We start from the raw sequence: 25,931 nt of genomic DNA, 5'->3' as shown, positions 1-25,931 counted from the left end.
TCAGAGGCTTACACCCCTGACTTCAATGAAATTCAGGCTGCGCCAAACTCATAGCTCAGCGCTTTTTCACGCTGCTCGGTCAATGCCTTGACGATCAGTGGTTCGACCATCAAGTAGTCTTCTTCGTCCATAGTCATAGTGGCTGATCCGTTGAAAATCTCGACACTGGAAGAAGTCCATTCCACAAACAGCACTTTGGTCGGCTGAGCCGCGGCAATGTACTGCACAGCAGCAATGGCCATGGTGACAGTACCGTCAGCGTCCTCCACAGCACTGGACATGCAGAAATTACCGCCCTCGGCCTTCTTCGAGTTACGTTCAAAAAGTGTCAACGCTTCAGGCTCATCCTTCAGCGCCTCCATGGTGGCGTCGGCCACATCCGAAAGCACTTTCAGTACCGCTGCGCCCTGCCCCACCGCTGCGGCCAGCGCTGTATGGAGAACAGAAAGCGCAAGATTATCCATGGTCAGTTTTTGGGAAGTTGCCTTGTAGCGATTATAAGGTTGACTAAAGGCAAACCAGCCCGACAGTTTCATAAGCCTCATGAACTCGTTGTAACGCTGTTCTTTCTGACTGGCACTCGGGTATTTAAGCAAGGCAACCAGATCTGCGTACATATAAGTATTCTTGACAATACGCTTGCTTCGCTTGGACATGCTCGCATCAAAACCAGCGATACCTGTACCCATGATGGCCGCATTCAGTTCGTCCTTGTCGATGGGCAAGTTGGCGCTGGAGGACACTCTCAGCGAACGCGGTACTGGCTGCGCAGAAATGAGCTTATTGCACTCTTCAATTAATGCAATACGTTGAGCCGCAGAAGTTACTTGACTGGACAACAGGGTCATAACAGTGATTCCTTTTAGTTTTTTTAAACGCCTCCATGGCGTAAATTCAAACTAACTTCCAAGCACAACTTAATCAACTTACAACAGATTCAAATCATTTCAGAGCAACCACCGACTGGGTCACGCATACTCACACGACAACGAATTCGCCCCAGACTTCATCTCGTCAACTCGATCTCCCTCATCCGCATTTCTTTGACTGACGCGCTCAATTCTGCTCGGTACTTATCCATCTGTCGTGGCGTGATCACGAATCGCCGAGATTGAATGTCAAGTTGCGATCTTGAGTGCTCCACATCCCAGAACAGATAAGTGGAAACCCAGTTGGCATTGAGCAAGCGAACGTTACTGATCACTATCTCAAGCTCGTTATGGCGATTGTACTGCGCTGGTGAAAAACGGAAATCGCCCCACTGCCGCGCACTGTCCGCGAACAAATCAAGCCCCGCAGTGTTGTGCTCGAGCAGTTGAAAAGTCTCTGTCATCTGTTTGATCTTTACCCTGCTTAACTGCGTAGACAAGGACTTCGACCAACTGCCCAGCAAGTCACCGGAAAAGTCCTTCTCGACAATTATCACGGGGTCGTGCTCCAACCCCCAACCCGCAGACCAAAGTGTCCCCGAGTAAAACTCGAACCAAGGTCCAGGTTCGCGATTCCTGCTATGGCGAAGGTCAGCGCGATACTCCGCCCAGCGCATGCTGTCCTTGATGTACTGCTTATCCTGCTGGGTCAGTCCGGAAAGAAATGCCAACAAATTACTACCGAGTACGGTTGAACTACTTTCTTCAGAGAGCTGATGGGTTTGTTGCAGCGTGTCGTTCATATGTATATCCATAATTGATTATCTGCCTTCCTGGCAATTACCTATTAATGTACGCACACCCCTTAGAGATACAGGCTGTACGTCATGCAAAAACAACCTACCAATAAAATAAAAACTTCTAAAGAAACAACATCGACATTTGATGTCTGGTAGCACTTGAAAAATGGAAAGCAGTCAGTTCGAGGAAGCCGCGCTATCATGCCGCCCCTTAACGATAAACGCGTGATGAGGAACGGCATGACCCCTTGGCTGACGGTTGTAGGCATCGCTGAAGACGGCTTTAAAGGTCTTGGTAAAAATGCCCGGCGCGCGCTGATGGGCGCCTCACGAATCGTCGGCGGCCAGCGCCAGCTGGACTTGCTGCCGGTGTGCATTCGTGGCGAACGCCAATTGTGGCCGAGCCCGTTCTCTCTCGCGCCGGTGCTGGAGCGGCGCGGCGAAGCGGTGTGCGTGCTGGCCAGCGGTGATCCGATGTTCTATGGCGTCGGGGCCAGCCTTGCGCGTCAGGTGCCAAGTGCAGAAATGCTGGTCCTGCCCGCGCCGTCCTCCTGCTCGCTGGCGGCAGCCCGACTGGGCTGGCCTATGCAGGATGTGGCGACGTTGTCGCTGGTTGCGCGACCGTTGGCGGCGCTCAATGCCCATCTGTTTAGCGGCGTACGCCTGTTGTTACTGAGCAATGACGGTCAGAGTCCGGCAGCTGTCGCAGCGCTGTTGCGCGAGCGTGGATTCGGCTCGAGCCGATTGAGCGTTCTGGAACATTTGGGTGGCACTGCTGAACGCCGCGTCGACAGCACCGCCAACGACTGGAACGACCCGGCCATTGCCGATCTCAACGTGATCGCCGTCGAGTGTCTGGCCGATGCCAACACCCCACGTTTGTCGCGGTTGGCCGGCCTGCCGGATTCGGCGTTCAAACATGACGGTCAACTGACCAAACGTGATGTGCGCGCCATCACCCTGGCCCGTCTCGCCCCAACGCCCGGCGAAGTGCTCTGGGATGTCGGCGCCGGCAGCGGCTCAATCGGCATTGAATGGATGCGCGCTCACCCCAGTTGCCGGGCGCTGGCCATCGAAGCCGATGAAGGGCGGCAGTTGTTGATCGAACACAACCGCGATGCCCTCGGCGTCCCCGGCCTTCAATTGATTCGCGGCAGTGCGCCGCAAGCCTTGGCCGGGCTCGAGCGTCCGGACGCGATTTTCATCGGTGGCGGCGTCACCCGCGAGGGCGTGCTCGACACGTGCTGGGCCGAACTCAAACCCGGCGGCCGACTGATCGCCAACGCGGTCACGTTGCAAAGTGAAATGACCTTGATGACCTGGCGCGAGCAGCACGGCGGCGAGCTGACGCGCATTCATATCGCTCAGGCGCAACCGTTGGGGGACTTCGATACGTGGCGTCAGGCGTTGCCGATTACCTTGCTGGAAGTGACGAAGCCTTTCGATGCGTGACGAAACCGCCGAACAACCCGCACCGCTGCGCAGTGGCCTGACCACCGGCAGCTGCGCCACCGCCACCAGCCTTGCGGCGGCTCGTCTGTTGCTCAGTGGCGTGGAAGCGGACGCCGTCGAGATCATTCTGCCCAAAGGCAAACAGGTGCAAATGCGCCTGGAGTTCTGTCGGTTGAAGGACGACGGCGCCGAGGCCGGAACGATCAAGGACGCCGGGGACGACCCGGACGTGACCCACGGTGCCCTGCTCTACTCCCACGTGCGCCTGAATGCCCGACCGGGCATTCGCTTCAATGCCGGTCGCGGCGTCGGCACGGTGACCCGGCCGGGGCTGGTGCTGGGCGTCGGCGAGCCGGCGATCAACCCAGTGCCACGCAAGATGATCACCGATCACTTGACGCTGCTGGCCGAGGAGCTGGATTACCGGGGCGGCTTCGAGGTCACCATAAACGTCGAGGACGGCGAAGCCCTGGCGCTGAAAACCATGAACCCGCGACTGGGAATTCTTGGCGGGCTGTCGATCCTCGGCACCAGCGGCATCGTCCGGCCATTTTCCTGTGCGGCGTACATTGCCTCGATCCATCAAGGCATCGACGTCGCCAAAACCAACGGTTACTTGCACATCGCCGCGTGCACCGGCAATGCCAGCGAAGACACCATGCGCCGGGTCTACGACTTGCCGGAAATCGCCCTGATCGAAATGGGCGACTTCGTCGGCGCCGTGCTCAAACACCTGCGCAAAGTACCGGTGGATAAACTTAGTCTGTGCGGCGGCTTCGGCAAGATCAGCAAGCTAGCGGCCGGGCACATGGATTTGCACAGTCGGCATTCGAGCATCGACCTGCCGCAACTGGCCGAATGGGCGGCGGCGGTCGGGGCGGATGAGGCGCTGCAATCAGCGATTCGCGAGGCCAACACCAGCCAGCAAGCGTTGGCGATGGCCAGCGCTGCGGGGATCGCCCTGGGTGATGCGGTGTGTCAGCACGCCCTGGACTTTGCTCGCAGCGTGGTACCGGCGCAGGTTCAGGTCGAAGTGTTTGCCATCGATCGCCAAGGCGCGATTGTCGGCCATGCGGGCGCTTTTCAATGAAGCGTGTGTTGTTGCTCGGTGGCGTGACAGAAGCCTTGGCCATCGCTCGTACCCTGGGGCCAGAACACATCTATAGCCTGGCCGGTGTCGGTCGCGTGCCGACCGATTTGACCTGTCAGGTTCGTGTTGGCGGCTATGGCGGTGCCGAAGGCCTGGCGCAGTTCATCCGCGATGAAGGGATCGATCTGCTGCTGGACGCAACACACCCCTACGCTGCACACATCAGCCAGAACGCCGCCACTGCCGCACAGTTGAGCGGCATTGCGTGCTGGGCGTTACGGCGTCCTGCCTGGCAGCCACAGGCCGGCGATGACTGGCGGGAGGTCAGCGATTGGGCCGAACTGATCGAAACCCTGATACCCTTTCGCCGACCGCTGTTCACCCTCGGCCGCGAACCGTTGCTGCACTTGCATGAAATCCCGCCAGAGCAGTTCTGGACCTTGCGTGCACTGGACGTTTACCCGGGCAATGTGCGCTGCGAAGTCATCGGTGCGCGCGGGCCGTTTCTGATCGAGGATGAACGTGAGTTGTTTGAGCGTCGGCAGATTGATGTACTGATCAGCAAGAACAGCGGTAGCACGGCGACCGAGCCCAAACTGGAAGTGGCACGGGAGCGTGGGGTGCCGGTGATTGTTTTGCAGCGGCCGGTATTGCCGGGGGTTGATCGGGAGTTCGGGTCGGTGAAAGACGTGTTGGCAGCCCTAACGGCAGGACTCACAACATAACCTGTAATTGGTGTGAAGGCTGATCTGCACGGCACTGGCAATCCGTAATTCGCGACTATCATGAACGTTATTAAAGCCTTGGGTTTGCGTTTGCATGCCGTTGCTCTCTGAGGACACTGCGACACCACACCGCACGCTGCTTTTTTACTTATCGGCCCTGATCAGGCTAAATAGCCGCGCCTGATCGCCCACCCAACCGGATTTGTCCCATGTCCCGACAACGGCTCGCAATTGCCTGGATCGCCTGCTTCGCAGTGCTGTTCAACATGCTCGCCATGCCGATGACCGGAGCGATGGCACAGACGGCGAAGTCGCCTGCCGAGCAGTTGTTGTGGGGCAGTTTCTGTTCCTCCAGCGGCACGAAGTTGGTGGCGATTTCCCTGGGCGACATCGAACAGAAAGCCCCGCAAAACGACGATCATTCCAACATGCAACATTGCTGGTGTTGCTCAGGTTCCGCGCCGTTGGTGGCGTTGCCCGGGCATGTGCCGCAGCTGTATTTCGCTCACTTCGATGCCAATCGAAGCCTGCCCACCGCCTCTCTCGATACACCGACACCGCGCCAGCAATGGCCGAGCCTCAACCCCCGTGCGTCCCCTCTGGTGTGATTCCTTCTCGCAATTGACCTGCGTTTTGAATCGTTCTGGAGAACTGCCATGTTGAACAAACTCATCGTTCTGGCTGTGTTGCTGCTGCCTGCCTGTTTTGCCAATGCTCACGAATACAAGGCCGGGGAGCTGGAAATCGCTCATCCCTGGTCGCAAGAGTTGCCGCCCAACGCGCCAACCGTAGCGGCCTATTTTGTCATTCAGAACACAGGCAAAACCTCTGACCGCCTGCTCAGCGTCGACACGCCGATTGCAGGCATTGCTCAACTGCATGAGCATGTCATGCAAAACGACCTGATGAAAATGCAGCAGGTGCCGAGTGTCGAAATCCCGGCCGGCGGCGAAGTCACTTTTGCGCCGATGGCCTACCACGTGATGCTGCTGGAATTGAAAGACCGCAGCCTGTTGAGCGACGGCAAACGCTTCCCGCTGACGATGCATTTCGAGAAGTCCGGCGACGTGACGGTCGAAATCGCGGTGCAGAAAAAGGCGCCGGACGGTATGCAAACGCACGTGCACGCTCAGTAATCGGCAGAGCTGGAAACGCCCATGCGCCCGCTTAGCGCCAGGTCATCCGCCCACCGTCGTCAGCCGTTAAGCCTGACGCGCGGCAGCTGGATCAGCCTGTTCGCCATGCTGATGATCTTTATCGGCCCGCTGATTTCTCAGTCGATGCCGATGGATCAACGCGCCTCGTCGATGTCGATGAGCATGTCAATGGACATGAGCATGGACATGTCGGCAATGGAGCACGCCGACCACGGCGCGCAACCCGCCGCCGAGCACTGCACGCCCAAAGCCTCGGACCACGCGCTCTGGGAAAAATGCGGCTATTGCAGCCTGCTGTTCAATTGCCCGGCGCTGACCGGCGGCCAGTCCTTCATCGCGTACGACACGCCAACAGCCACCACTTTCACCACCCCTTCCCCCCGACTGGGCCACGCCCGGCAAACCTTCTTCCCCGGTGCCCGCACTCGCGCCCCACCCATCGACGCGTAAACACCCACATCCGCTCTCACACGGTTTAGAAGACAGCCCCGCTGCCGGCCGTGTCGTTTACGACTGTTCGATGGAAATTGTCATGTCCAGGTTTTCTGCTGACACACGCTTGAGCCCTGCCCAAGCTTCTTTTGCCTCGAACGAATCCAGTATTCGTTTCAGGCACGCCGCCGCCTTCCTTTGCGGTGCACTGCTGACACCGACGGTGCTGGCCGATGAACACGCCGGTCACAGTGAAGAACTGAGCCCAACGGTGATCACCGCCATCGCGCCGAGTTCGCCGCTGACCATCGTCACCAACCCCAAGGACCCGCGCCAACCGGTACCCGCCAGCGACGGTGGTGACTACCTCAAAACCATCCCCGGCTTCGCCCTGGTGCGCAATGGCGGCACCAACGGCGACCCGGTGCTGCGCGGCATGTTCGGTTCGCGGCTGAACATCCTCACCAACGGCGGCCAGTTGCTTGGCGCCTGCCCCGGCCGAATGGACGCACCGACCTCGTACATCTCGCCGGAAACCTACGACAAACTGACCGTCATCAAAGGCCCGCAAACCGTGCTCTGGGGACCCGGCGCATCGGCCGGCACCATCCTCTTCGACCGTGAGCCGGAAAGCTTCGGCGAACTCGGCACCCGAGTGAACGCCAGCCTGCTGGCTGGCTCCAACGGGCGTTTCGACAAGGTGGTGGACGCCGCTGCCGGCGGGCCACTGGGTTACGTGCGAGTGATCGGCAACACTGCGCATGCCGACGACTACCGGGACGGCAACAACGACACCGTGCCGTCGCGCTATGACAAATGGAACGGCGATGTGGCAGTTGGCTGGACCCCGGACGCTGACACCCTGCTGGAACTGACCGCCGGCAAGGGCGATGGCGAAGCCCGTTACGCCGGGCGCAGCATGGACGGCTCGCAGTTCAAGCGCGAAAGCCTGGGCCTGCGTTTCGAGCAGTCGAACATCGGCGATGTGCTGGATAAAGTCGAAGCGCAGATTTACTACAACTACGCCGACCACGTGATGGACAACTACACCCTGCGCACGCCGTCCGGCACCGGAATGATGGCCGGCCCGATGGCCTCCAACGTCGACCGTCGAACCCTCGGCGCACGGATCAAAGCCACCTGGCGCTGGGCCGATGTGCAGTTGATCAGCGGCATCGATGCGCAGACCAACGAACATCGCAAACGCAGCGCCATGGGCATCGACGTCTACAAGGAACTGCCACGCAACAAGGACGCCGACTTCCACAACTACGGCGTGTTCAGCGAATTGACCTGGTACGCCGCCGACCGTGATCGGTTGATTACCGGTGCACGCCTGGACCGCGCCTCGGCCAAGGATTATCGGCAGACCACTGGCTCGGGAATGATGACTCGCGCCAACCCGACCGCCGACGATACCCGCGCCGACACCTTGCCAAGCGGCTTCGTTCGTTACGAGCATGATCTGGAGGACAGCCCGACCACGCTGTATGCCGGCCTCGGCCACACCCAGCGTTTCCCGGATTACTGGGAGCTGTTTTCGCCCAAATCGGGGCCCGCCGGATCGGTGAATGCCTTCGATTCGATCAAGCCTGAGAAAACCACCCAGCTCGACTTCGGCCTGCAATACAAGACCGAAGACCTGGAAACCTGGGCCTCGGGATACGTCGGGCAGGTGCGCAACTACATCCTGTTCAACTACACGCCCGCCATGATGGGCATGACCTCGCAAGCACAAAACATCGACGCACGAATCATGGGCGGCGAATTGGGTGCGGCCTACAAACTGACCTCCCATTGGAAGGCCGATGCGACCCTGGCCTACGCCTGGGGCAAGAACAGCAGCGACGGCAACGCACTGCCGCAAATGCCGCCGCTGGACGCACGTTTTGGCCTGACCTACAGCGCAGACAACTGGAGCGCCGGTGCCTTGTGGCGGGTGGTTGCGGCGCAAAACCGCATCGACCAGAACAAGGGCAACGTCGTCGGCAAGGACTTCGACAAGACCTCGGGTTTTGGCGTGTTCTCGCTCAATGGCGCCTACCGAATTAACAAAAACTGGAAGGTCAGCACGGGCGTCGACAACCTGTTCGGCAAGGCGTATGCCGAGCATTTGAACCTGGCTGGCAACGCCGGTTTTGGCTACCCGGCCAATGACCCGCAAGCCATTAAAGAACCGGGGCGCACGCTCTGGACCAAGGTGGATATGAGTTTTTAAGAGCATCGCGAGCAAGCTCGCTCCCACATGGACAGTGTTGAACCTGTGGGAGCGAGCTTGCTCGCGAATGACTGCGCAGCAGTCACCGGACAACAACAAAAGAACCAAGCCAAGCGGAGCACAACCGATGAAACAGCCCACAGTGAATTTTTACAACCTGGCCTGGCGCTGGCATTTTTATGCCGGTCTGTTCGTCGCGCCTTTCATGGTAATGCTGGCCCTGACCGGCATCATTTACCTGTTCAAACCGCAACTCGACCCGTTGATGTACCGCAGCCTGCTGAACGTCCCGGCCGGGCATCACAGCGTCCCGGCCGACGACCTGCTCAAGCGGGTAAAAGCGGCGTATCCACAGGGTCAGATCAAGCAGTACCTGCCGCCGGTCAACGCCGAACGCAGCGCGCAATTTGTCGTGCTCAATGCCGGCAATGAGCTGAACGTGTTCGTCGATCCCTACCAGGGCGACATCCTCGGCGAGCAAGACGCGAAGAAGAATCTGCAAGCGGTTGCGCGAGCGATTCACGGCGAGTTGATGATCGGCACCGTCGGTGATCGACTGATCGAATTGGCCGCCGGTTGGGGCGTGGTGCTCGTGGTCTCCGGCGTCTTTCTGTGGTGGCCGCGCGGCCAGGCCGCCGGAATTTTGTGGCCTCGTTTGAGCAGTCGCGGTCGAGTGCTCTGGCGTGACTTGCACGCGGTAACCGGGTTCTGGGGCGCGTCGTTGCTGTTGGTGATGCTGCTCAGTGGCATGACCTGGACCGGGTTCTGGGGCAAGCAATACGCCGAAGTCTGGAATGTCTTTCCGGCGGCGATGTGGGATGACGTGCCCAAGTCCGATGTCGAGGCCCGCAGTCTCAACACCGCCACCCGCCAGACCGTGCCATGGGCGATGGAAAACACGCCGATGCCGATGTCCGGCGACCACGCCGAACACATGGCCCACGGCGGCGCGCAAGCCGGCCCCGCCGCGCCGACCATCAGCTTGCAGGACGTGCAGAACATCGCTGTGCAACGCAAGGTCGAACCGGGTTACAGCATCACCGTGCCGACGACCGCCACCGGCGTGTTCACCATCGCGGTGTTCGCCGACGACCCCCGCAACGACGCCACCTTGCATGTCGATCAGTACACCGGCGACGTCCTCGCCGACGTGCGCTTCGCCCAATACGGCACCGTCGCCCGCGCGACGGAAATCGGCGTGATGTTGCACGAAGGCAAAATGTTCGGCCCGCTCAATCAGATCATCGTGCTGCTGATCTGCCTGATGATTCTGCTCAGCGCCGTCAGCGGCGGGGTGATCTGGTGGAAGCGCCGTCCAGAGGGAAAATTCGGTGTTCCGCCGCTGCGCCACGATCTGCCGAAATGGAAAACCGCGATGGTCATCATGTTTGCACTGGCGGTGGCCTTTCCGTTGGTAGGCGCTTCGCTGGTGGCGGTCTGGCTGCTCGACCGGGTGCTTTTGTCGCGAATGACTACAAAAACTCAAGCGGCCTGATACTCAAAAACGCTAGCCACGGTGCAATGGGTTAAATTTTTGCACCTCGTGCTACCCCTGTGGACAGGCCCACAGGGGCAATCGTCGCGCCCCAATGTGGCGCACCTCTTCGCACCAACGCGCCAGGCGCGATCCTTCATGGTGCGCCGCCCAAACCGTGCAACCGCTCTAATGCGACATTTCCCTGCCTTTTGCCGAACAGGCACAGCCCTTGCTAAAGACCCTTCAGTAGTCCGCATCTGCCACCCATAAAATTCATAAGTTCATGGAGATCGCACAATGAAGCGTCGCAGCTTGATCAAGGCTTTCACACTCACGGCATCCATTGCCGCAATGGGCATGACCTGGACTGTCCAGGCCGCCGAGACCATCAAGGTCGGTATTCTGCATTCGTTGTCCGGCACCATGGCGATCTCCGAAACGTCGCTCAAAGACATGGCCTTGATGACCATCGACGAGATCAACGCCAAGGGTGGCGTGAACGGTAAGATGCTCGAACCCGTGGTCGTGGACCCCGCGTCGAACTGGCCGCTGTTCGCCGAAAAGGGTCGTCAGTTGCTGACCCAGGACAAGGTCGCGGTGGTGTTCGGTTGCTGGACGTCGGTGTCGCGCAAGTCGGTATTGCCGGTGTTTGAAGAACTCAACGGTCTGCTGTTCTACCCGGTGCAATACGAAGGTGAAGAGATGTCGCCGAACGTGTTCTACACCGGCGCCGCGCCGAACCAGCAGGCGATCCCGGCGGTGGAATACCTGATGAGCGAAGAAGGCGGCAGCGCCAAGCGTTACTTCCTGTTGGGCACCGACTACGTCTACCCGCGCACCACCAACAAGATCCTGCGCTCGTTCCTGCACGCCAAAGGGGTGACGGACAAGGACATCGAAGAGGTCTACACCCCATTCGGCCACAGCGACTATCAAACCATCGTGGCCAACATCAAAAAATTCTCGGCCGGTGGCAAGACCGCGGTCATCTCCACCGTCAACGGCGACTCCAACGTGCCGTTCTATAAAGAACTGGCCAACCAGGGCCTGAAAGCCACCGACGTTCCGGTCGTGGCGTTCTCCGTCGGCGAAGAAGAACTGCGCGGCATCGACACCAAACCGTTGGTGGGCAACCTCGCGGCGTGGAACTACTTTGAGTCGGTCGAGAACCCGGCGAACAAGAAGTTCGTCGCTGACTGGAAAGCCTACGCCAAGAAACACAACCTGCCGGGCGCCGACAAAGCGGTGACCAACGACCCGATGGAAGCCACCTACGTGGGCATTCACATGTGGGCGCAAGCGGCTGAGAAAGCCAAGTCCACCGACGTCGACAAAGTCCGCGAGGCCCTCGCCGGCCAGACCTTTGCCGCGCCGTCCGGTTACACCCTGACCATGGACAAGACCAACCACCACCTGCACAAACCGGTGATGATCGGCGAGATTCAGGCGGACGGACAGTTCAACGTGGTGTGGCAGACCGAAGGGCCGATCCGTGCAGAGCCTTGGAGCCCGTTTATCTCGGGTAACGACAAGAAGCCGGATTATGCGGTGAAGAGCAACTGATTCACCCCGCCCAGCCTGATCGTTCCCACGCTCTGCGTGGGAATGCATCCCGTGACGCTCTGCGTCACTTCCAAAGCGGACGCGGAACGTCCGTGGCGGCATTCCTACGCGGAGCGTGGGAACGATCAATACGTAAGGCCAATGACATGCTCACTGCCGTTTACCGCATCTTCCTCGCCCTCGCGCTCTTACTGCCGATGGCCACTCACGCCGGCGACGCCGAAGACTTCGTCGCGGCCAATCCCGTGCAGCAAGCCAAGCTTCTCGAATCCTGGGCCGCGCAACCCGATCCGGCTCGCATCGAACTGATCAACGCCCTGCAACAAGGCGCGCTGACCGTCGAAGGCCAACCGAAAACCCTGCGCCTGAACAACCGCCTGCGCGGTCTGATCGACACCGCGCTGGCCAGCCACCAATTGCTCGCCACCGACGCCAACCTCCGTCTGGCCGCCGCGCAGCAATTGCAGAAAAGCGCTAGACCTGCGCAGCTTGCATTCCTCGACCAGCAACTGGCTGGCGAAAAAGACCAAAGCGTCCACGCGGCTTTGAGCCTGGCGCTGGCCAATCTGCAACTGGTGGACACCCACCCGGCCGTGCGCCTTGCCGCTGTTCGCCTGCTCGGTGAAACCGGTGATCCACTGGCTCGCACTCGCCTCGAAAGCCTGCTGCAACCCGGTGTCGAAGCCGACGCCAATGTGCGTACCGCTGCCGAAACCAGCCTCGCTCAAGTCAAACGCAAACTGCTGATCGGCGAGATCCTCGGCCAGGCCTTCAGCGGTATGTCCCTGGGGTCGATCCTGCTGCTGGCCGCACTCGGTCTGGCGATCACCTTCGGTCTGCTCGGCGTCATCAACATGGCTCACGGCGAGATGCTGATGCTCGGCGCGTACTCGACGTACGTGGTGCAGCTGATGTTCCAACGCTTCGCCCCGCAAGCCATCGAGTTCTACCCGCTGATCGCGCTGCCCGTGGCGTTTTTCGTGACCGCCGCTATCGGCATGGCGCTGGAACGCACGGTGATTCGCCACCTCTACGGCCGTCCGCTGGAAACCCTGCTCGCCACGTGGGGCATCAGCCTCATGCTGATTCAGCTGGTCCGATTGATGTTCGGCGCGCAGAACGTTGAAGTGGCCAACCCGGCCTGGCTGTCCGGCGGGATTCAAGTGCTGCCCAACCTGGTGCTGCCGTACAACCGCGTCGTGATCATCGCGTTCGCGCTGTTTGTAGTGGTGCTGACCTGGTTGCTGCTGAACAAGACTCGCCTCGGTTTGAACGTTCGCGCCGTTACCCAAAACCGCAACATGGCGGCCTGCTGCGGCGTGCCGACCGGTCGCGTGGACATGCTCGCGTTCGGCCTCGGCTCGGGCATTGCCGGGCTCGGTGGCGTAGCCCTCAGTCAAATCGGCAACGTCGGCCCGGACCTTGGCCAGAGCTACATCATCGACTCGTTCCTGGTGGTGGTGCTCGGCGGTGTCGGTCAGTTGGCCGGTAGCGTGCTGGCAGCCTTCGGCCTGGGCATCGCCAACAAAATTCTCGAACCGCAGATCGGCGCCGTGCTCGGCAAGATCCTGATCCTCGCGCTGATCATTCTGTTCATTCAGAAACGTCCGCAAGGCCTCTTCGCACTGAAAGGACGGGTGATCGACTGATGAACCAGCCCCTGCTCGTTACCGCAACACAAAAAGCCGGCCCAAAAGTCACGATCGCCGTTGGCGCAGTGATCCTCGTTCTGTTGCTGGCGTTGCCGCTGCTGTCGTTGTTGTCGCCGGACAGCGCGTTTCATGTCTCTGCGTACACGCTGACGCTGGTGGGCAAGATTCTTTGCTACGCGATTGTCGCGCTGGCCCTCGATCTGGTCTGGGGTTACGCCGGCCTTCTGTCCCTTGGTCATGGTTTGTTTTTCGCCCTCGGCGGCTATGCGATGGGCATGTACCTGATGCGCCAGGCCTCGGGCGATGGCGTGCCGGCGTTCATGACCTTCCTGTCGTGGACTGAATTGCCGTGGTACTGGACCGGCACCAGCAGCTTCCTCTGGTCGATGTGTCTGGTGGTGTTGGCGCCGGGGTTGCTGGCGCTGGTGTTCGGCTTCTTCGCCTTCCGCTCGCGGATCAAGGGCGTGTATTTCTCGATCATGACCCAGGCCCTGACCTTCGCCGGGATGCTGTTGTTCTTCCGCAACGAAACCGGGTTTGGCGGCAACAATGGCTTCACCAACTTCCGCACCATTCTCGGGTTCGGCATCACCGAACCGGGCACCCGCGCGGTGCTGTTTTTCGCCACCGTGGTGTTGCTGGTGGCGAGCCTGTTCATCGGTTGGCGCCTGGCGCAAAGCAAGTTAGGCCGGGTGTTGACCGCGCTGCGAGATGCGGAAAACCGCCTGATGTTTTGCGGCTACGACCCGCGTGGCTTCAAGCTGTTTGTCTGGGTGTTGAGCGCAGTGCTCTGCGGCCTGGCCGGCGCGCTGTACGTGCCGCAAGTCGGGATCATCAACCCCAGTGAGATGTCGCCAACCAACTCCATTGAAGCCGCGGTTTGGGTGGCGCTGGGTGGTCGCGGCACGCTGATCGGCCCGCTGCTCGGCGCCGGTGTGGTCAACGGCATGAAGAGCTGGTTCACCGTGGCGTTCCCGGAGTACTGGCTGTTCTTCCTCGGCGCGCTGTTCATCGTCGTGACCTTGTACCTGCCCAACGGCGTGATCGGTTTGCTAAAAAAAAGGAGTGAGCAATGAGAGTGACTGCGACGGCTGAATTCATGCTCGAACCGGCCTTTTTTCCGCCCCTGGAACCGAACAGGGATCAGGGCAGCAGCCGCGACGCCATCGGCCTGGGCCAGCGCGTCGGCCCCGGCCTGGACACCCGGCACGGCACGATCCTGACCCTGGAAGACATCAGCGTCAGCTTCGATGGTTTCAAGGCGCTGAACGACTTGAATCTGTACATCGGCGTCGGCGAATTGCGTTGCATCATCGGCCCCAACGGCGCGGGCAAGACCACGCTGATGGACGTGATCACCGGCAAGACCCGCCCCAGTCACGGCAAAGCCTGGTTCGGCGAAACCCTCGACCTGACGCAGATGAGCGAAGTGCAAATCGCCCAGGCCGGCATCGGTCGCAAGTTCCAGAAGCCGACGGTGTTCGAAGCCTTGAGCGTTTTTGAAAACCTGGAGCTGGCGCAAAAAACCGACAAGTCGGTGTGGGCCAGCCTGCGGGCTCGTTTGAGTGGCGAACAGAAAGATCGCATCAGCGAAGTGCTGGACACCATTCGCCTGACCAGCTCGGTCAATCGCCCGGCGGGTTTGTTGTCCCACGGTCAAAAGCAGTTTCTGGAGATCGGCATGTTGCTGATGCAGGACCCGCAACTGTTGCTGCTCGACGAGCCGGTGGCGGGCATGACCGACGCCGAAACCGAATTCACCGCCGAATTGTTCAAGAACTTGGCGGGCAAGCATTCGCTGATGGTGGTGGAGCACGACATGGGCTTCGTCGGCGCCATCGCCGACCATGTCACCGTGTTACATCAGGGCGCCGTGCTGGCCGAAGGGTCGCTGGAACAGGTGCAGGACAATGAGCAGGTGATTGAGGTGTATCTCGGAAGATGATGTTGCTCTTGTAGGAGCGAGCGGTGCGGCGATCCGACTTGCCCGCGAAGGCGACGCCTCGATCCAACTGCAAGACCGCGTCATCGTTCTTCGCGGGCAAGCCTCGCTCCTACAGGGAATGAGAGGAATTTGAACATGCTGCAAGTCGACAAGCTGCACCAGTATTACGGCGGTAGCCACATCCTGCGGGGCCTGACGTTTGAGGTGAAGGTCGGTGAAGTCACCTGCCTGCTCGGGCGTAATGGTGTGGGCAAGACCACGCTGCTCAAGTGTTTGATGGGGTTGCTGCCAGCCAAAGAGGGCGCGGTGAGTTGGGAAGGCAAACCGATCACCACGTTCAAGCCACACCAGCGGGTGCATGCCGGAATCGCTTATGTGCCTCAGGGTCGGGAAATTTTCGGCCGGCTGACCGTGGAAGAAAACCTGCTGATGGGCCTGTCGCGATTTCCCGGCGCTGAAGCCAAGGAAGTCCCGGCGTTCATCTACGAGCTGTTTCCGGTGCTGCTGCAAATGAAGCAACGGCGCGGGGGTGATTTGTCCGGTGGCCAACAGCAGCAATTGGCGATCGGCCGAGCGTTGGCCAGCCGTCCACGCCTGCTGATTCTCGACGAGCCCACCGAAGGCATCCAGCCGTCGGTGATCAAGGAAATCGGCGCGGTGATCAAGAAGCTCGCGGCCCGCGGCGACATGGCGATTTTGCTGGTGGAGCAGTTCTACGATTTCGCCGCCGAACTGGCCGATCAGTACCTGGTGATGTCCCGGGGCGAGATCGTGCAGCAGGGTCGCGGAGAAAATATGGAAGCCGAGGGTGTACGCGGCTTGGTTACGATATAAGGCTACGATCTAATCTGTAGCGTCCCAACGATAATTAGAAACCATGAATTTACCTCTTCCCACTGTCCTGTTTACCCCCAGCTGGCACGCCGAGCTGGAACTGGGCTACGCCCGATTCGGCGACAGTACGCGCCCGGTTCAGCGCCGCCACCAAGGCCCGCTGCGGGTGCAGAAGCATCTGTATGCCGAAGGGCCGGAAGTTTGCCAGCACATCATCGTGCACCCTCCGGGCGGAATTGCCGGCGGTGATCGACTGGCCATCTCGGCCAGTGTCGGCACGGATGCCTGGGCGCAAATCACCAGTCCTGGCGCGGCCAAGTGGTATCGCGCTGCCGGCCCCGCCTATCAGCAGCTGGATTTGAACGTGGCGAGCGGTGCGACACTGGAATGGTTGCCACAAGAGACGATCATTTTCAGCGCCGCGCAGGCTGAACTCAGCACGTGCATCGACCTTGAAGACGATGCCCGATTGTTCTACTGGGACGTGGTGGCGCTGGGGCGTCCGGCCAGCGGCGAGCGTTTCGACCTCGGACATTTTCAGGCGCAGCTGGACATCCGCCGCGACGGCCAGTTGCTCTGGCATGAACGCCAGCGCATTGTCGGGGGTGACGGATTGCTTGATTCGCCGATCGGGCTGGATGGGCAACCGGTGTTTGCGACGTTGTTGGTGACTGGGGAGGTTGATAGTGAATTGCTGGAGAAATGCCGTTCGTTGCCCCATGACGTGCGCGGGGATTTGACGCAGTTGCCGGGGCTTTTGGTGGCTCGGTGTTTAGCCAGTGAAGCGTTGCTGGCGCGGGGTTGGTTGATTGATTTGTGGCGGTTGCTGAGGCCCGCGTTGCTCGGCCGGGAAGCTGTCCCCCCAAGAATATGGAGCACCTGAACACCGATCCCTGTAGGAGCGAGGCTTGCCCGCGAAGCTTTTGGCGACCTCGAGGTCCCCTTCGCGGGCAAGCCTCGCTCCTACAGGGTGTAGTCACCTTTTTATCTGCCAATTATGGATTTCTACGATGGACCTGACCCCACGCGAAAAAGACAAGCTGCTGATCTTCACCGCCGGCCTCGTGGCCGAGCGACGTTTGGCTCGCGGCGTGAAACTCAACTATCCGGAAGCCATGGCCTACATTTGCGCAGCGCTGCTAGAAGGCGCCCGTGACGGCCAGACCGTGGCCGAGCTGATGCACTTCGGCACCACCCTGCTCAATCGCGAACAAGTGATGGAAGGCATCCCGGAAATGATTCCAGAGATCCAGGTCGAAGCGACCTTTCCCGACGGCACCAAACTGGTCACCGTTCACCAACCGATCGCCTGAGGCCGCGCCATGACTTACCCCATTCGCGATGCAGCGCATGCCGACTTGTCGGCGATCCGCGACATCTACAACGACGCCGTGCTTAACACCACGGCAATCTGGAACGAACAAGCCGTGGACTTGGGCAATCGTCAGGCCTGGTTCAGCGCCCGGCAATCCCAGGGTTACCCGATTCTGGTGATCGTCGACAGCGCCAACACTGTCCTGGGCTACGCTTCATTTGGTGACTGGCGCCCGTTCGATGGTTTTCGCCACACCGTCGAACATTCGGTCTACGTGCGCAGCGACCAGCGCGGCAATGGTCTCGGCCCGCAACTGATGACCGCGTTGATCGAGCGTGCCAAAGGTTGCGACAAGCACGTGATGGTCGCCGCCATCGAAAGCGGTAACGCCGCTTCCATCCGCCTGCATGAACGAGCCGGTTTCGTGACGACCGGCCACATGCCTCAGGTGGGCACCAAATTCGGCCGCTGGCTGGACCTGACCTTCATGCAACTGACCCTCAATCCTGGCGCGGAACCGCCGACCGCCAACAAGGAGTAAATTCCCATGAACGCCGCCCAACTGCGCCGCGTCAATGTTGAAAGCTTTGCGCACTATCGTCAGGGTTTGATTGACTTGTTGCTCGACGCCGTCGGCTATGGCGCCAGCGTCGGATTCATGGCCAATCTGGACGCCACTCAGGCCCGAGCCTATTTCGATGATGTTCAAGAAAACCTGAACAAGGGCAACGTGCTGCTGTGGGTGGTGGTCAAGGACGAGCAAGTGCAGGCCAGTGTGCAACTGACCCTGTGCCAGAAGGCCAATGGCCTCAACCGCGCCGAAGTGCAAAAACTGCTGGTACGTGAACATGCGCGTCGCCGGGGCCTGGGCCAACAGTTGATGAGTGCGCTGGAAACGGCCGCCCTCCAACACAAGCGCGGCATGCTCTACCTCGACACCGAGGCCGGCTCCCCTGCCGAAGACTTCTACAAGGCTCTGGGTTACACCCGCGCAGGTGAAATCCCCGACTATGCCTGCGACCCGAGCGGCCGCTACAAACCGACCGCGCTCTACTACAAGATTCTCCAGGGAGCCCATTGATGATTCCCGGTGAATACCAGATCCAGCCCGGCGACATCGAACTCAACGTGGGCCGCCGCACCCTCAGCCTGAAGGTGGCCAACAGCGGCGACCGGCCGATCCAGGTCGGCTCGCATTACCACTTCTTCGAAACCAACGATGCGCTGACGTTCGACCGCACCGCCAGTCGCGGCATGCGCCTGAACATCCCCGCTGGCACTGCCGTGCGCTTCGAGCCGGGCCAGAGCCGCGAAGTCGAGTTGGTAGACCTGGCCGGGCATCGCCGGGTGTTCGGGTTTGCCGGACGGATCATGGGTGACCTGGACTAGCTGATCGTTCCCACGCTCTGCGTGGGAATGCATCCCGTGACGCTCCGCGTCACATAACGGCGGACGCAGAGCGTCCATGGCGGCATTCCCACGCAGAGCGTGGGAACGATCATCAAATTCCAAGGCGAACGAATGAAGATTTCCCGTCAGGCCTACGCCGACATGTTCGGTCCCACCGTCGGTGACAAAGTCCGTCTGGCCGACACCGAACTGTGGATCGAAGTGGAAAAAGACTTCACCACCTACGGCGAAGAAGTGAAATTCGGCGGCGGCAAAGTCATCCGCGACGGCCAGGGCCAAAGCCAATTACTCGCCGCAGAGGTCGTCGACACCCTGATCACCAACGCACTGATCATCGACCACTGGGGCATCGTCAAGGCCGACGTCGGCCTCAAGGACGGCCGCATCGCCGCCATCGGCAAGGCCGGTAACCCGGACATCCAGCCGAACGTGACCATTGCGGTCGGTGCCAGCACCGAAGTCATCGCCGGCGAAGGCATGATCCTCACTGCGGGCGGCATCGACACGCACATCCACTTCATCTGCCCGCAGCAGATCGAAGAAGCGCTAATGAGCGGCGTCACCACCATGATCGGCGGCGGCACCGGCCCGGCCACTGGCACCAATGCAACCACCTGCACGTCCGGACCGTGGCACCTGGCGCGCATGCTCCAGGCCGCCGATGCGTTCCCAATGAACATCGGTTTCACCGGCAAGGGCAACGCCAGCCTGCCGGAGCCGTTGATCGAGCAGGTCAAGGCCGGCGCCATCGGCCTGAAGTTGCACGAGGATTGGGGCACCACCCCGGCGAGCATCGATAACTGCCTGAACGTCGCCGACCAATACGATGTGCAGGTGGCGATCCATACCGACACCCTCAACGAATCGGGCTTCGTCGAAACCACCCTCGCCGCTTTCAAAGGCCGCACCATTCACACCTATCACACCGAAGGCGCGGGCGGCGGGCATGCCCCGGACATCATCAAAGCCTGCGGTTTCGCCAACGTGCTGCCGAGCTCGACCAACCCAACCCGGCCGTTCACCCGCAACACCATCGACGAACACCTCGACATGCTGATGGTCTGCCACCACCTGGACCCAAGCATTGCCGAAGACGTGGCCTTCGCCGAAAGCCGCATCCGTCGTGAAACCATCGCCGCTGAAGACATCCTCCACGACCTCGGCGCGTTCTCGATGATCAGCTCCGACAGCCAGGCCATGGGCCGCGTCGGTGAAGTCATCACCCGCACCTGGCAGACCGCCGACAAGATGAAAAAACAGCGCGGCCCGCTGCCCGGTGATGGCGAAGGCAACGACAACTTCCGCGCCAAACGCTACATCGCCAAGTACACGATCAATCCCGCAATCACCCACGGTATCAGCCATGAAGTCGGCTCGGTCGAAGTGGGCAAATGGGCGGATCTTGTGCTGTGGCGCCCGGCGTTCTTCGGGGTCAAACCGACGCTGATCCTCAAGGGTGGCGCCATTGCCGCCAGCCTGATGGGCGATGCCAACGCCTCGATCCCGACGCCACAACCGGTGCACTACCGCCCGATGTTCGCCAGTTACGGTGGTTCGCTGCACGCCACCAGCCTGACCTTTATCAGTCAGGCGGCGCAGGAGGCGGGTTTGCCCGAGGCCTTGGGCCTGAAGAAGAAAATCGCGGTGGTCAAAGGCTGTCGCGACGTGCAGAAAACCGACCTGATTCACAACGATTATTTGCCGAATATCGACGTCGACCCGCAGACCTATCAAGTGAAAGCCGACGGGGTTTTATTATGGTGTGAGCCGGCCGAAACCTTGCCCATGGCGCAGCGTTATTTTCTGTTCTGACGGTCTTCTCAATAAAAAGCCCCGAATGCGGCAGCGCATTCGGGGCTCATCAAAACATCAATCAGTGATCGTACTGCACCGCGAACGGTAATTCCGTCCTTTGCAGCCTTGCACGCTCCACAGCCTGCTTCGTCAAGGTTTTTTCCAGCGCCTTGATCGCGTTGAAGTGGGCCATTTCATCTCCGTCCTGCAGCTCAAGCGCCAGGCTGTCGAACGCCTGGCGATAGATGTTTTCGAGGTAAATCTTCCAGAAAGGCTGCTCAAGAATTCTCTCTATGAGCAGGTCTCCTTCCTCCAGCGCCAGCACCCTCACACCAGCAGCTTCGATCATCTCTTGGGTAACCCCGGCCATGTTTCTGAAGAGCATGCCACGCGATTGCCAAGGCAAATTCAGACGCTCCGCCAGATCAGTCATGTAGGCCAGGTGAACCTCCACTTCATCGATCGTCCCGGTGACGCGGCCACTGACATCGACACGCCTGAAGGTTTCTCCGTTCGCCAAGCGATCGGCCACACGGCTGCGTGCGATAGCGCCCAATTCATCCAGGCGAGACTTGCCTCGGGCCAGTTCCAGCAATTGGGCCTCGACCAGTGCCGGGTTCTGCAAAGCGTAAGCCTCATGAATCAACACCCTGAGCCCTAGCGCGTTAAAGAGCTGGGTACCGCCATCGGAACAGGCCGTCGTTGCCGAGGCTTCGGTGAAAATCTCTTCGCGCAGCGCCGTGTTCTCGTTCATGGCCTCAAGCATTCGCCAGACCTTGGCGGTCAATTCGGTGCGATAGGATGACTCCGCTGCGGTGAAGTCTGCCGACTGGGTCAGCTTTCCAATCTCGTTGAAGAACGGTTCGGAGCCGAACTCATCTTCAATCTCGTCCCATAAGATCAGCCTGCTTCTGAACGACGATTCAGGCATGCCCTGCCCCCAGTTGATGCTGTCCAGCAAGCCCAACGGCGGATAAGGGCGCTCGGGGTCCAGGCCCACCGATTCCGTATAGCGTTTCAGCTGTTCCAAAACACTTGCCGACATCCACTCAGGTTCGCGACTGACGAGGGTCCGCGCCAGTAACTCGGCACGGAACGAACCGGGGGCAACGTCTGGAATGTCGATCAAACGGTTGAATTGAAGATTCAAGTAGAAGTGGCGCGGACGCGGCATGGCGAACAGGCCGACGGGCCATCGGTCCAGGTCTGTTCGCTCAAGATTGAGTATTTCCAGATTGGGCATCTGGCTGATGTCAGGCGCAAGCCTTAACGGATTTCCTCGTAATCCCAGTGCCCTGAGTCGGGTCAATCCTCTCAAGTGCGCCACCGCCTGCTGAGTCAGCACGATTTGATTGTTACCCAGCGCCAGATTATCGAGGTAGCGCATGTCGCCTACGACCGGCGGCAAGCGGTTCAACAGGTTATCGCCCAAGTCCAGAAAGCGAAGCCCGCGCAAAGGCTCGAGAAACGGCTCCTGGCTGCTGAGCAAACCGGTTTCATGCATGCTCAGGCTCGTAACGTGATCAAAATTGGCAGTCAACCTGGGAAAACTCTCAAGGTGTCGGCCCATTGGCAAACCCGTCAGATCAAGGTGCTGCGGGCGGACGATGCCTGGAGCGTCGACACCCGAGGGCCCGGTCCTTTGCCAGCATTGCCTGATCACCTTGTAGAGTTTGTTGCGCAGATCCCACTCTGCAATCCCTGCAGGACTGAAGCGAAAAAAGGCCGTCGAAGCGTTCAGCCAGTGTCGCATCGTGGTGTCCAACTGGTCGAATTCGTCTTCCAGGGCATCGACACGCAAAGGGGCCGCGTCGGCGAACTCTTCGAGCAAGGAAGTGATTTGTTCGTCGGAAAATCCCGGATAGAGCGCTTGAACCCGTCGTTTCAACAAGGCTTCATTGGCGATCTGGCGATACCCTTGCATGCCGCCACGCAGACGCATCGTTTCAGGGTCATAAGCAGGTTTACGCACCGGGTAATCATTCAAGGCCGACTCGAATCGCTCGCGATCAAGCGGCGAGCGCTGCAGGTCAAGCCTGAGCCGCTCGCCTTCGAAAATGTCATACCCCAGCGCTGTACGCTCGGTGTCCGGCAACGCATGCAGCAGAGAAGCAAAAAAATCATCGATACCGTGCAAATGTTGACTCTTCTCATCACGTGCCTGATAGCCGCCTTCATCCTCAAGAATCAACACTTTGCGGATGGGTGCATTCTCGGGACCGACACTGGCGTTAAGCTTGCCGCTGAAGGAGAACTCACGAATTTCGATGCGTACATCGTTGGACCAGCCCGGTAGGGTGGCCAACGACGCCAGTTGCAACCGTCGCGTGTCGTTGTTCTCCAAATCTTCCAGATACAGCCCCTCATAGGCGCGACTCACGCGCACACTTTGTCGAGCCTGGCGTGCCCGTTCGCGCAAGCGCAAGGGAACGGCCTGCTTTTCTGACAGATGTCTCAGGTCGGCCGGGGTAGCCTCCAGCATCAGTTTTGCAGCGGCAGCGTTTGGTAGCTCTGGATAGGCGTCGGTCAACACATGCACCAGAGCCCCGTCGGCGACGTCGTGCTGCTTGTACAAGGATTCGAACAACCGCTTGCGTTTTTTCGTAGCCTCCCTCGCCAGCTTTTCTTTTAATGCCTGGACGCGCACCTCTTTAGAGCTGGGTATCGATTGGCCAAGCAGATCATGGATTTCCTGTTCACCCAGGCTTTCGAGGGTGCGCTGGGGCAACTGACCGGAGCGGAACTCGGCACGGGTCAGCTTGATGCAGTCCGCGCTCGTTGCCTCAATGTTGCCAACGACGGTCGATGCTCCTTTCAACTCAGGGCCATCGAAGATCTCCACGGCCCTCTGCTCTGGCCAGCGAGGCAAATCGGTCATCAGGCTCGTTATTTCTCTCATCAACGCCTCGGGTACCTGATTGGCCAGTATTTGCTGACCCACCTCACCTGCTTCGGCATACAGCCTGTAACGTTTGAGCGTATCGGACAGCATGACCGGCGGCGCGTCGAGCTCGACATGCAACCGTCGCAAGGCGTCCTCCGAAACGCCAGCCACGGTCAGGATTTGCTCCAGCGTCTCATCCGGCCAATCCCGTGCTGAAGCCCCCAGTCGGCGCATCAAGCGTGTTTTGTCCCAGGCGAGCGGTTGGTCGAATTCGGTTTTCCAGGCCCCCGCACCATTCTGTTCAACTACTGGCTGATAAGCCCCGGGCCGGGTTGGATGTCGCAAGCGATATTGCCCGGTGTCAGCGTCTTGGGTCATTGCATAATTTTTGCCATCCAGCGGCAGCAAATCCTGACCTTGATGACGATAAATACCCGAATCGTTCGCCTGAGCTGTTTCGGGCAATATCGCGGGATGTTCGTAAGCCGTCAGGTCCGGATGCCAGAGCCGTTCCTTACCGTTGATTTGCAGGGGCTTAAGCTGATCGACGAAAGACGATGTTTTGATCGGTATGACTTTCGCCGGTAACACATGCCCAGTACCCATCAACGCCAGCTGGGCGAAGTTGATCAATACGCCGTTGATGTAGGCCGATGCTTGCTCCTTGTCGCCATTACTCCAGTCCTCGATGCCTTCAGCCAGGTCCGCAAGCATTTGCCCGACCATGATGCCCAGCATCGCTTCGCCGAAACCGGGCACCAGCATCGCGGCAAAGTTGAAGATGTTCCAGGCGATATCCAGAACGCTGGTCAAGCGCTTCCAGCGCGCTGCTGCGTCTTCGTCGCCGGTCGGCACTGCAATCAGCCGGGCGTCGGCTATTGCCTTGTCCCGCCGCTGCCGGAACAACGTACCCCACAGTTCGTCGGCAATGAGGTTGGTGATGGGCTCTGCGTTGGGGTTTTCGATCGCGGTTTCCCGCCACCATGGCCCCATGTCCAAAGGCTCACGTTGCTGCCAGGTGAAGGTCCTGAGACGCTCGTTGACCCGAGCGAAAAATCGCCCCTTGTCCTTCTGCTCCACGAACCGGCTGAAAAACGCCTGGTAGTCCGAAGTGCGCAGCTGGCTGATCAGCGTCGTCATAAAGTCCGCCAACGAAGCGTACTCTTTCAGCGGATGGTTCGGATCGTCGGGTAGGTAGGCAATCAACGGACCGCTCAAACGGCTCTGTTGATAAATATCTTCGTTACGCAAAGTTTCATCAATGACGCCTTGAGGTCCGTTGGCAAAAAAGCACTGAAGTAATGTGTATTGCTCATACACGTGTCCCGGCAAAACAGGTAGTCGACGAGACCAGTCAGTCCAGAACTTCAAACTCTGCGGCGTCAGCGCCTCTATCGCTTTCTTTATTTCAGAGGGTTCGCTCACGGCACTGAACAATACAATCCCCGTCAACTTGAAACCCATCAGGGACACACGATGACTCAGCAGGGGACGACCGTATAATTTGACCGTTCGGTTACCCTCCACAACTTCGCGAAGGCAACCATAGGCGCTAGCATTGAGATCACCTTTTAAATGGGAAACGAGGGCAGATAACTTGAAGGCCGCTTTTTCACTGGCGATTGAGCGTTCCTGGAGTACGCGCCTGGCATTGGGGTCCTGCGGCCGCAGTCGCGCTTTAATATGGGTTTGATAGTGCGCGCCGATGTCCAGGGTGCGACACAGCGACGCAAACTTTTGCGGCGTTATGGCGTTGTCCTGTACAAGTACCCCGCGCGAATCTTCGCGGTAAACACCCGAATCGCTTCGAAAAGCCCCTTCCTTGGTCTCTGCCTCATCGAAATTGTGCAGCGCTGCCACAAGCAACGACGAACGCCTGATAACACTGGCACCGGTATCGATATCAAAAATAATTTTGCTCGGTACATTCAGATGCAGCGAAAGGGTATTTGGGTCTTCGTCAATGTCGACGTTTGATTTCAATGCGGACCTGAGCAGAGGCTGGGCAAAGGCATTGATATCGTGCTGTAGATCATTCAGGACCTGATCCAGCTCACCCTGCAAACGCCAACGGTCTTTTAGCAGTTCCTTTAGATAATCACGGTCAATATCCCGCGCGCTCATGTACCACTCGGGTATATCTGCCTTGAGATTCATGAGCGATTTGAGTCGTGTCGGCGAGGCGTTACGTATGGCCTGGGGAATGACCTGCATCACTCGTTGATAATGAACACCTTTATCCCCCGCACTTGAAACAGATGAAGATTCAGGCCTCTGGCCTCCTTGCAAATCAGACATGGCTCAACAACCTTAA

General features: G+C 59.4%; 22 protein-coding genes. 19 read left to right on the top strand and 3 right to left on the bottom strand.

Annotation, left to right across the window (positions count from 1 at the left end; translation table 11 throughout):
* Window positions 1–32: 32 nt before the first annotated feature.
* Both ACYZT3_RS04070 and ACYZT3_RS04065 read right to left on the bottom strand, forming a co-directional pair.
* A complete protein-coding gene (locus tag ACYZT3_RS04070) occupies window positions 33–848 on the bottom strand; it encodes a hypothetical protein (RefSeq protein ID WP_449644976.1) in 816 nt (271 codons plus the stop codon).
* A 158-nt stretch (window positions 849–1,006) separates the two neighbouring features.
* Window positions 1,007–1,672, bottom strand: a complete 666-nt coding sequence (locus ACYZT3_RS04065) for a hypothetical protein (RefSeq protein ID WP_462031563.1) — start codon at window positions 1,670–1,672, stop codon at window positions 1,007–1,009.
* A gap of 237 nt (window positions 1,673–1,909) precedes the next feature.
* Between ACYZT3_RS04065 and cbiE the strand changes: the two genes are divergently transcribed.
* From cbiE to ureC, 19 genes are all read left to right on the top strand, one after another.
* Window positions 1,910–3,121 carry a precorrin-6y C5,15-methyltransferase (decarboxylating) subunit CbiE gene (gene cbiE, locus ACYZT3_RS04060; protein ID WP_462031562.1) on the top strand — a complete coding sequence of 404 codons (1,212 nt, stop codon included), beginning with the start codon at window positions 1,910–1,912 and terminating at the stop codon, window positions 3,119–3,121.
* Complete coding sequence (locus tag ACYZT3_RS04055; RefSeq protein WP_282376762.1) at window positions 3,114–4,211, top strand: cobalt-precorrin-5B (C(1))-methyltransferase; 1,098 nt, start codon at window positions 3,114–3,116, stop codon at window positions 4,209–4,211. The genes cbiE and ACYZT3_RS04055 overlap by 8 nt, the downstream gene beginning before the upstream one ends.
* Window positions 4,208–4,936 (top strand): cobalt-precorrin-6A reductase, encoded by a 729-nt coding sequence (locus ACYZT3_RS04050; protein WP_282376761.1) that lies wholly within the window; start codon window positions 4,208–4,210, stop codon window positions 4,934–4,936. Before ACYZT3_RS04055 ends, ACYZT3_RS04050 begins: the two co-directional genes overlap by 4 nt.
* Window positions 4,937–5,145: 209 nt before the next feature.
* A complete protein-coding gene (locus ACYZT3_RS04045) occupies window positions 5,146–5,544 on the top strand; it encodes a DUF2946 domain-containing protein (protein ID WP_462031561.1) in 399 nt (132 codons plus the stop codon).
* Window positions 5,545–5,592: 48 nt separating this feature from the next.
* Window positions 5,593–6,072, top strand: a complete 480-nt coding sequence (locus tag ACYZT3_RS04040) for a copper chaperone PCu(A)C (RefSeq protein ID WP_282376759.1) — start codon at window positions 5,593–5,595, stop codon at window positions 6,070–6,072.
* Window positions 6,073–6,093: 21 nt separating this feature from the next.
* On the top strand, window positions 6,094–6,543 hold the full coding sequence (locus ACYZT3_RS04035; RefSeq protein ID WP_282376758.1) for a DUF2946 domain-containing protein: 450 nt from the start codon (window positions 6,094–6,096) through the stop codon (window positions 6,541–6,543).
* Between the two features lie 82 nt (window positions 6,544–6,625).
* Window positions 6,626–8,743, top strand: a complete 2,118-nt coding sequence (locus tag ACYZT3_RS04030) for a TonB-dependent copper receptor (protein WP_462031560.1) — start codon at window positions 6,626–6,628, stop codon at window positions 8,741–8,743.
* Window positions 8,744–8,870: 127 nt separating this feature from the next.
* A complete protein-coding gene (locus ACYZT3_RS04025; RefSeq protein ID WP_462031559.1) occupies window positions 8,871–10,238 on the top strand; it encodes a PepSY-associated TM helix domain-containing protein in 1,368 nt (455 codons plus the stop codon).
* A 279-nt stretch (window positions 10,239–10,517) separates the two neighbouring features.
* A complete protein-coding gene (gene urtA / locus ACYZT3_RS04020) occupies window positions 10,518–11,783 on the top strand; it encodes an urea ABC transporter substrate-binding protein (protein WP_282376755.1) in 1,266 nt (421 codons plus the stop codon).
* Between the two features lie 146 nt (window positions 11,784–11,929).
* Window positions 11,930–13,432: an urea ABC transporter permease subunit UrtB gene (gene urtB, locus ACYZT3_RS04015; RefSeq protein WP_462031558.1), complete on the top strand. Its 1,503-nt coding sequence runs from the start codon at window positions 11,930–11,932 to the stop codon at window positions 13,430–13,432.
* Window positions 13,432–14,511 (top strand): urea ABC transporter permease subunit UrtC, encoded by a 1,080-nt coding sequence (urtC, locus tag ACYZT3_RS04010; protein ID WP_462031557.1) that lies wholly within the window; start codon window positions 13,432–13,434, stop codon window positions 14,509–14,511. The genes urtB and urtC overlap by 1 nt, the downstream gene beginning before the upstream one ends.
* Window positions 14,508–15,380 carry an urea ABC transporter ATP-binding protein UrtD gene (urtD, locus tag ACYZT3_RS04005; RefSeq protein ID WP_462031556.1) on the top strand — a complete coding sequence of 291 codons (873 nt, stop codon included), beginning with the start codon at window positions 14,508–14,510 and terminating at the stop codon, window positions 15,378–15,380. Before urtC ends, urtD begins: the two co-directional genes overlap by 4 nt.
* Window positions 15,381–15,515: 135 nt before the next feature.
* Window positions 15,516–16,214 carry an urea ABC transporter ATP-binding subunit UrtE gene (gene urtE, locus ACYZT3_RS04000; RefSeq protein ID WP_462031555.1) on the top strand — a complete coding sequence of 233 codons (699 nt, stop codon included), beginning with the start codon at window positions 15,516–15,518 and terminating at the stop codon, window positions 16,212–16,214.
* Between the two features lie 43 nt (window positions 16,215–16,257).
* The gene (locus tag ACYZT3_RS03995) at window positions 16,258–17,097 is read left to right on the top strand and encodes an urease accessory protein UreD (protein ID WP_282376749.1); all 840 of its coding nucleotides are present in this window, start codon (window positions 16,258–16,260) and stop codon (window positions 17,095–17,097) included.
* A gap of 127 nt (window positions 17,098–17,224) precedes the next feature.
* Window positions 17,225–17,527 (top strand): urease subunit gamma, encoded by a 303-nt coding sequence (gene ureA / locus ACYZT3_RS03990; protein WP_462031554.1) that lies wholly within the window; start codon window positions 17,225–17,227, stop codon window positions 17,525–17,527.
* Between the two features lie 9 nt (window positions 17,528–17,536).
* Entirely contained in the window at window positions 17,537–18,070 is a 534-nt protein-coding gene (locus ACYZT3_RS03985) for a GNAT family N-acetyltransferase (RefSeq protein WP_462031553.1), read from the top strand.
* A 6-nt stretch (window positions 18,071–18,076) separates the two neighbouring features.
* Window positions 18,077–18,610, top strand: a complete 534-nt coding sequence (locus ACYZT3_RS03980; protein ID WP_095127352.1) for a GNAT family N-acetyltransferase — start codon at window positions 18,077–18,079, stop codon at window positions 18,608–18,610.
* Window positions 18,610–18,918, top strand: coding sequence for an urease subunit beta (locus tag ACYZT3_RS03975; protein WP_282376746.1), 309 nt, complete (start codon window positions 18,610–18,612; stop codon window positions 18,916–18,918). The genes ACYZT3_RS03980 and ACYZT3_RS03975 overlap by 1 nt, the downstream gene beginning before the upstream one ends.
* Window positions 18,919–19,050: 132 nt before the next feature.
* Window positions 19,051–20,751, top strand: a complete 1,701-nt coding sequence (ureC, locus tag ACYZT3_RS03970) for an urease subunit alpha (RefSeq protein WP_282376744.1) — start codon at window positions 19,051–19,053, stop codon at window positions 20,749–20,751.
* 61 nt (window positions 20,752–20,812) lie between these two features.
* Here the strand turns inward: ureC and ACYZT3_RS03965 are convergent, their stop codons facing one another.
* Entirely contained in the window at window positions 20,813–25,915 is a 5,103-nt protein-coding gene (locus ACYZT3_RS03965) for a dermonecrotic toxin domain-containing protein (protein ID WP_462031552.1), read from the bottom strand.
* Window positions 25,916–25,931 lie beyond the last annotated feature (16 nt).

The sequence above is a fragment of the Pseudomonas sp. MDT1-16 genome (genome assembly GCF_054898115.1).
The sequence above is the reverse complement of the archived record's forward strand: the minus strand, read 5'-3'. Positions and strand labels throughout refer to the sequence as shown.

Excerpts from the sequence above, each read along its gene's own strand:
- ACYZT3_RS04070 (WP_449644976.1), bottom strand. The coding sequence starts at position 848 with ATGACCCTGTTGTCCAGTCAAGTAACTTCTGCGGCTCAACGTATTGCA.
- ACYZT3_RS04065 (WP_462031563.1), bottom strand. The coding sequence starts at position 1,672 with ATGAACGACACGCTGCAACAAACCCATCAGCTCTCTGAAGAAAGTAGT.
- cbiE (WP_462031562.1), top strand. The coding sequence starts at position 1,910 with ATGACCCCTTGGCTGACGGTTGTAGGCATCGCTGAAGACGGCTTTAAA.
- ACYZT3_RS04055 (WP_282376762.1), top strand. The coding sequence starts at position 3,114 with ATGCGTGACGAAACCGCCGAACAACCCGCACCGCTGCGCAGTGGCCTG.
- ACYZT3_RS04050 (WP_282376761.1), top strand. The coding sequence starts at position 4,208 with ATGAAGCGTGTGTTGTTGCTCGGTGGCGTGACAGAAGCCTTGGCCATC.
- ACYZT3_RS04045 (WP_462031561.1), top strand. The coding sequence starts at position 5,146 with ATGTCCCGACAACGGCTCGCAATTGCCTGGATCGCCTGCTTCGCAGTG.
- ACYZT3_RS04040 (WP_282376759.1), top strand. The coding sequence starts at position 5,593 with ATGTTGAACAAACTCATCGTTCTGGCTGTGTTGCTGCTGCCTGCCTGT.
- ACYZT3_RS04035 (WP_282376758.1), top strand. The coding sequence starts at position 6,094 with ATGCGCCCGCTTAGCGCCAGGTCATCCGCCCACCGTCGTCAGCCGTTA.
- ACYZT3_RS04030 (WP_462031560.1), top strand. The coding sequence starts at position 6,626 with ATGTCCAGGTTTTCTGCTGACACACGCTTGAGCCCTGCCCAAGCTTCT.
- ACYZT3_RS04025 (WP_462031559.1), top strand. The coding sequence starts at position 8,871 with ATGAAACAGCCCACAGTGAATTTTTACAACCTGGCCTGGCGCTGGCAT.
- urtA (WP_282376755.1), top strand. The coding sequence starts at position 10,518 with ATGAAGCGTCGCAGCTTGATCAAGGCTTTCACACTCACGGCATCCATT.
- urtB (WP_462031558.1), top strand. The coding sequence starts at position 11,930 with ATGCTCACTGCCGTTTACCGCATCTTCCTCGCCCTCGCGCTCTTACTG.
- urtC (WP_462031557.1), top strand. The coding sequence starts at position 13,432 with ATGAACCAGCCCCTGCTCGTTACCGCAACACAAAAAGCCGGCCCAAAA.
- urtD (WP_462031556.1), top strand. The coding sequence starts at position 14,508 with ATGAGAGTGACTGCGACGGCTGAATTCATGCTCGAACCGGCCTTTTTT.
- urtE (WP_462031555.1), top strand. The coding sequence starts at position 15,516 with ATGCTGCAAGTCGACAAGCTGCACCAGTATTACGGCGGTAGCCACATC.
- ACYZT3_RS03995 (WP_282376749.1), top strand. The coding sequence starts at position 16,258 with ATGAATTTACCTCTTCCCACTGTCCTGTTTACCCCCAGCTGGCACGCC.
- ureA (WP_462031554.1), top strand. The coding sequence starts at position 17,225 with ATGGACCTGACCCCACGCGAAAAAGACAAGCTGCTGATCTTCACCGCC.
- ACYZT3_RS03985 (WP_462031553.1), top strand. The coding sequence starts at position 17,537 with ATGACTTACCCCATTCGCGATGCAGCGCATGCCGACTTGTCGGCGATC.
- ACYZT3_RS03980 (WP_095127352.1), top strand. The coding sequence starts at position 18,077 with ATGAACGCCGCCCAACTGCGCCGCGTCAATGTTGAAAGCTTTGCGCAC.
- ACYZT3_RS03975 (WP_282376746.1), top strand. The coding sequence starts at position 18,610 with ATGATTCCCGGTGAATACCAGATCCAGCCCGGCGACATCGAACTCAAC.
- ureC (WP_282376744.1), top strand. The coding sequence starts at position 19,051 with ATGAAGATTTCCCGTCAGGCCTACGCCGACATGTTCGGTCCCACCGTC.
- ACYZT3_RS03965 (WP_462031552.1), bottom strand. The coding sequence starts at position 25,915 with ATGTCTGATTTGCAAGGAGGCCAGAGGCCTGAATCTTCATCTGTTTCA.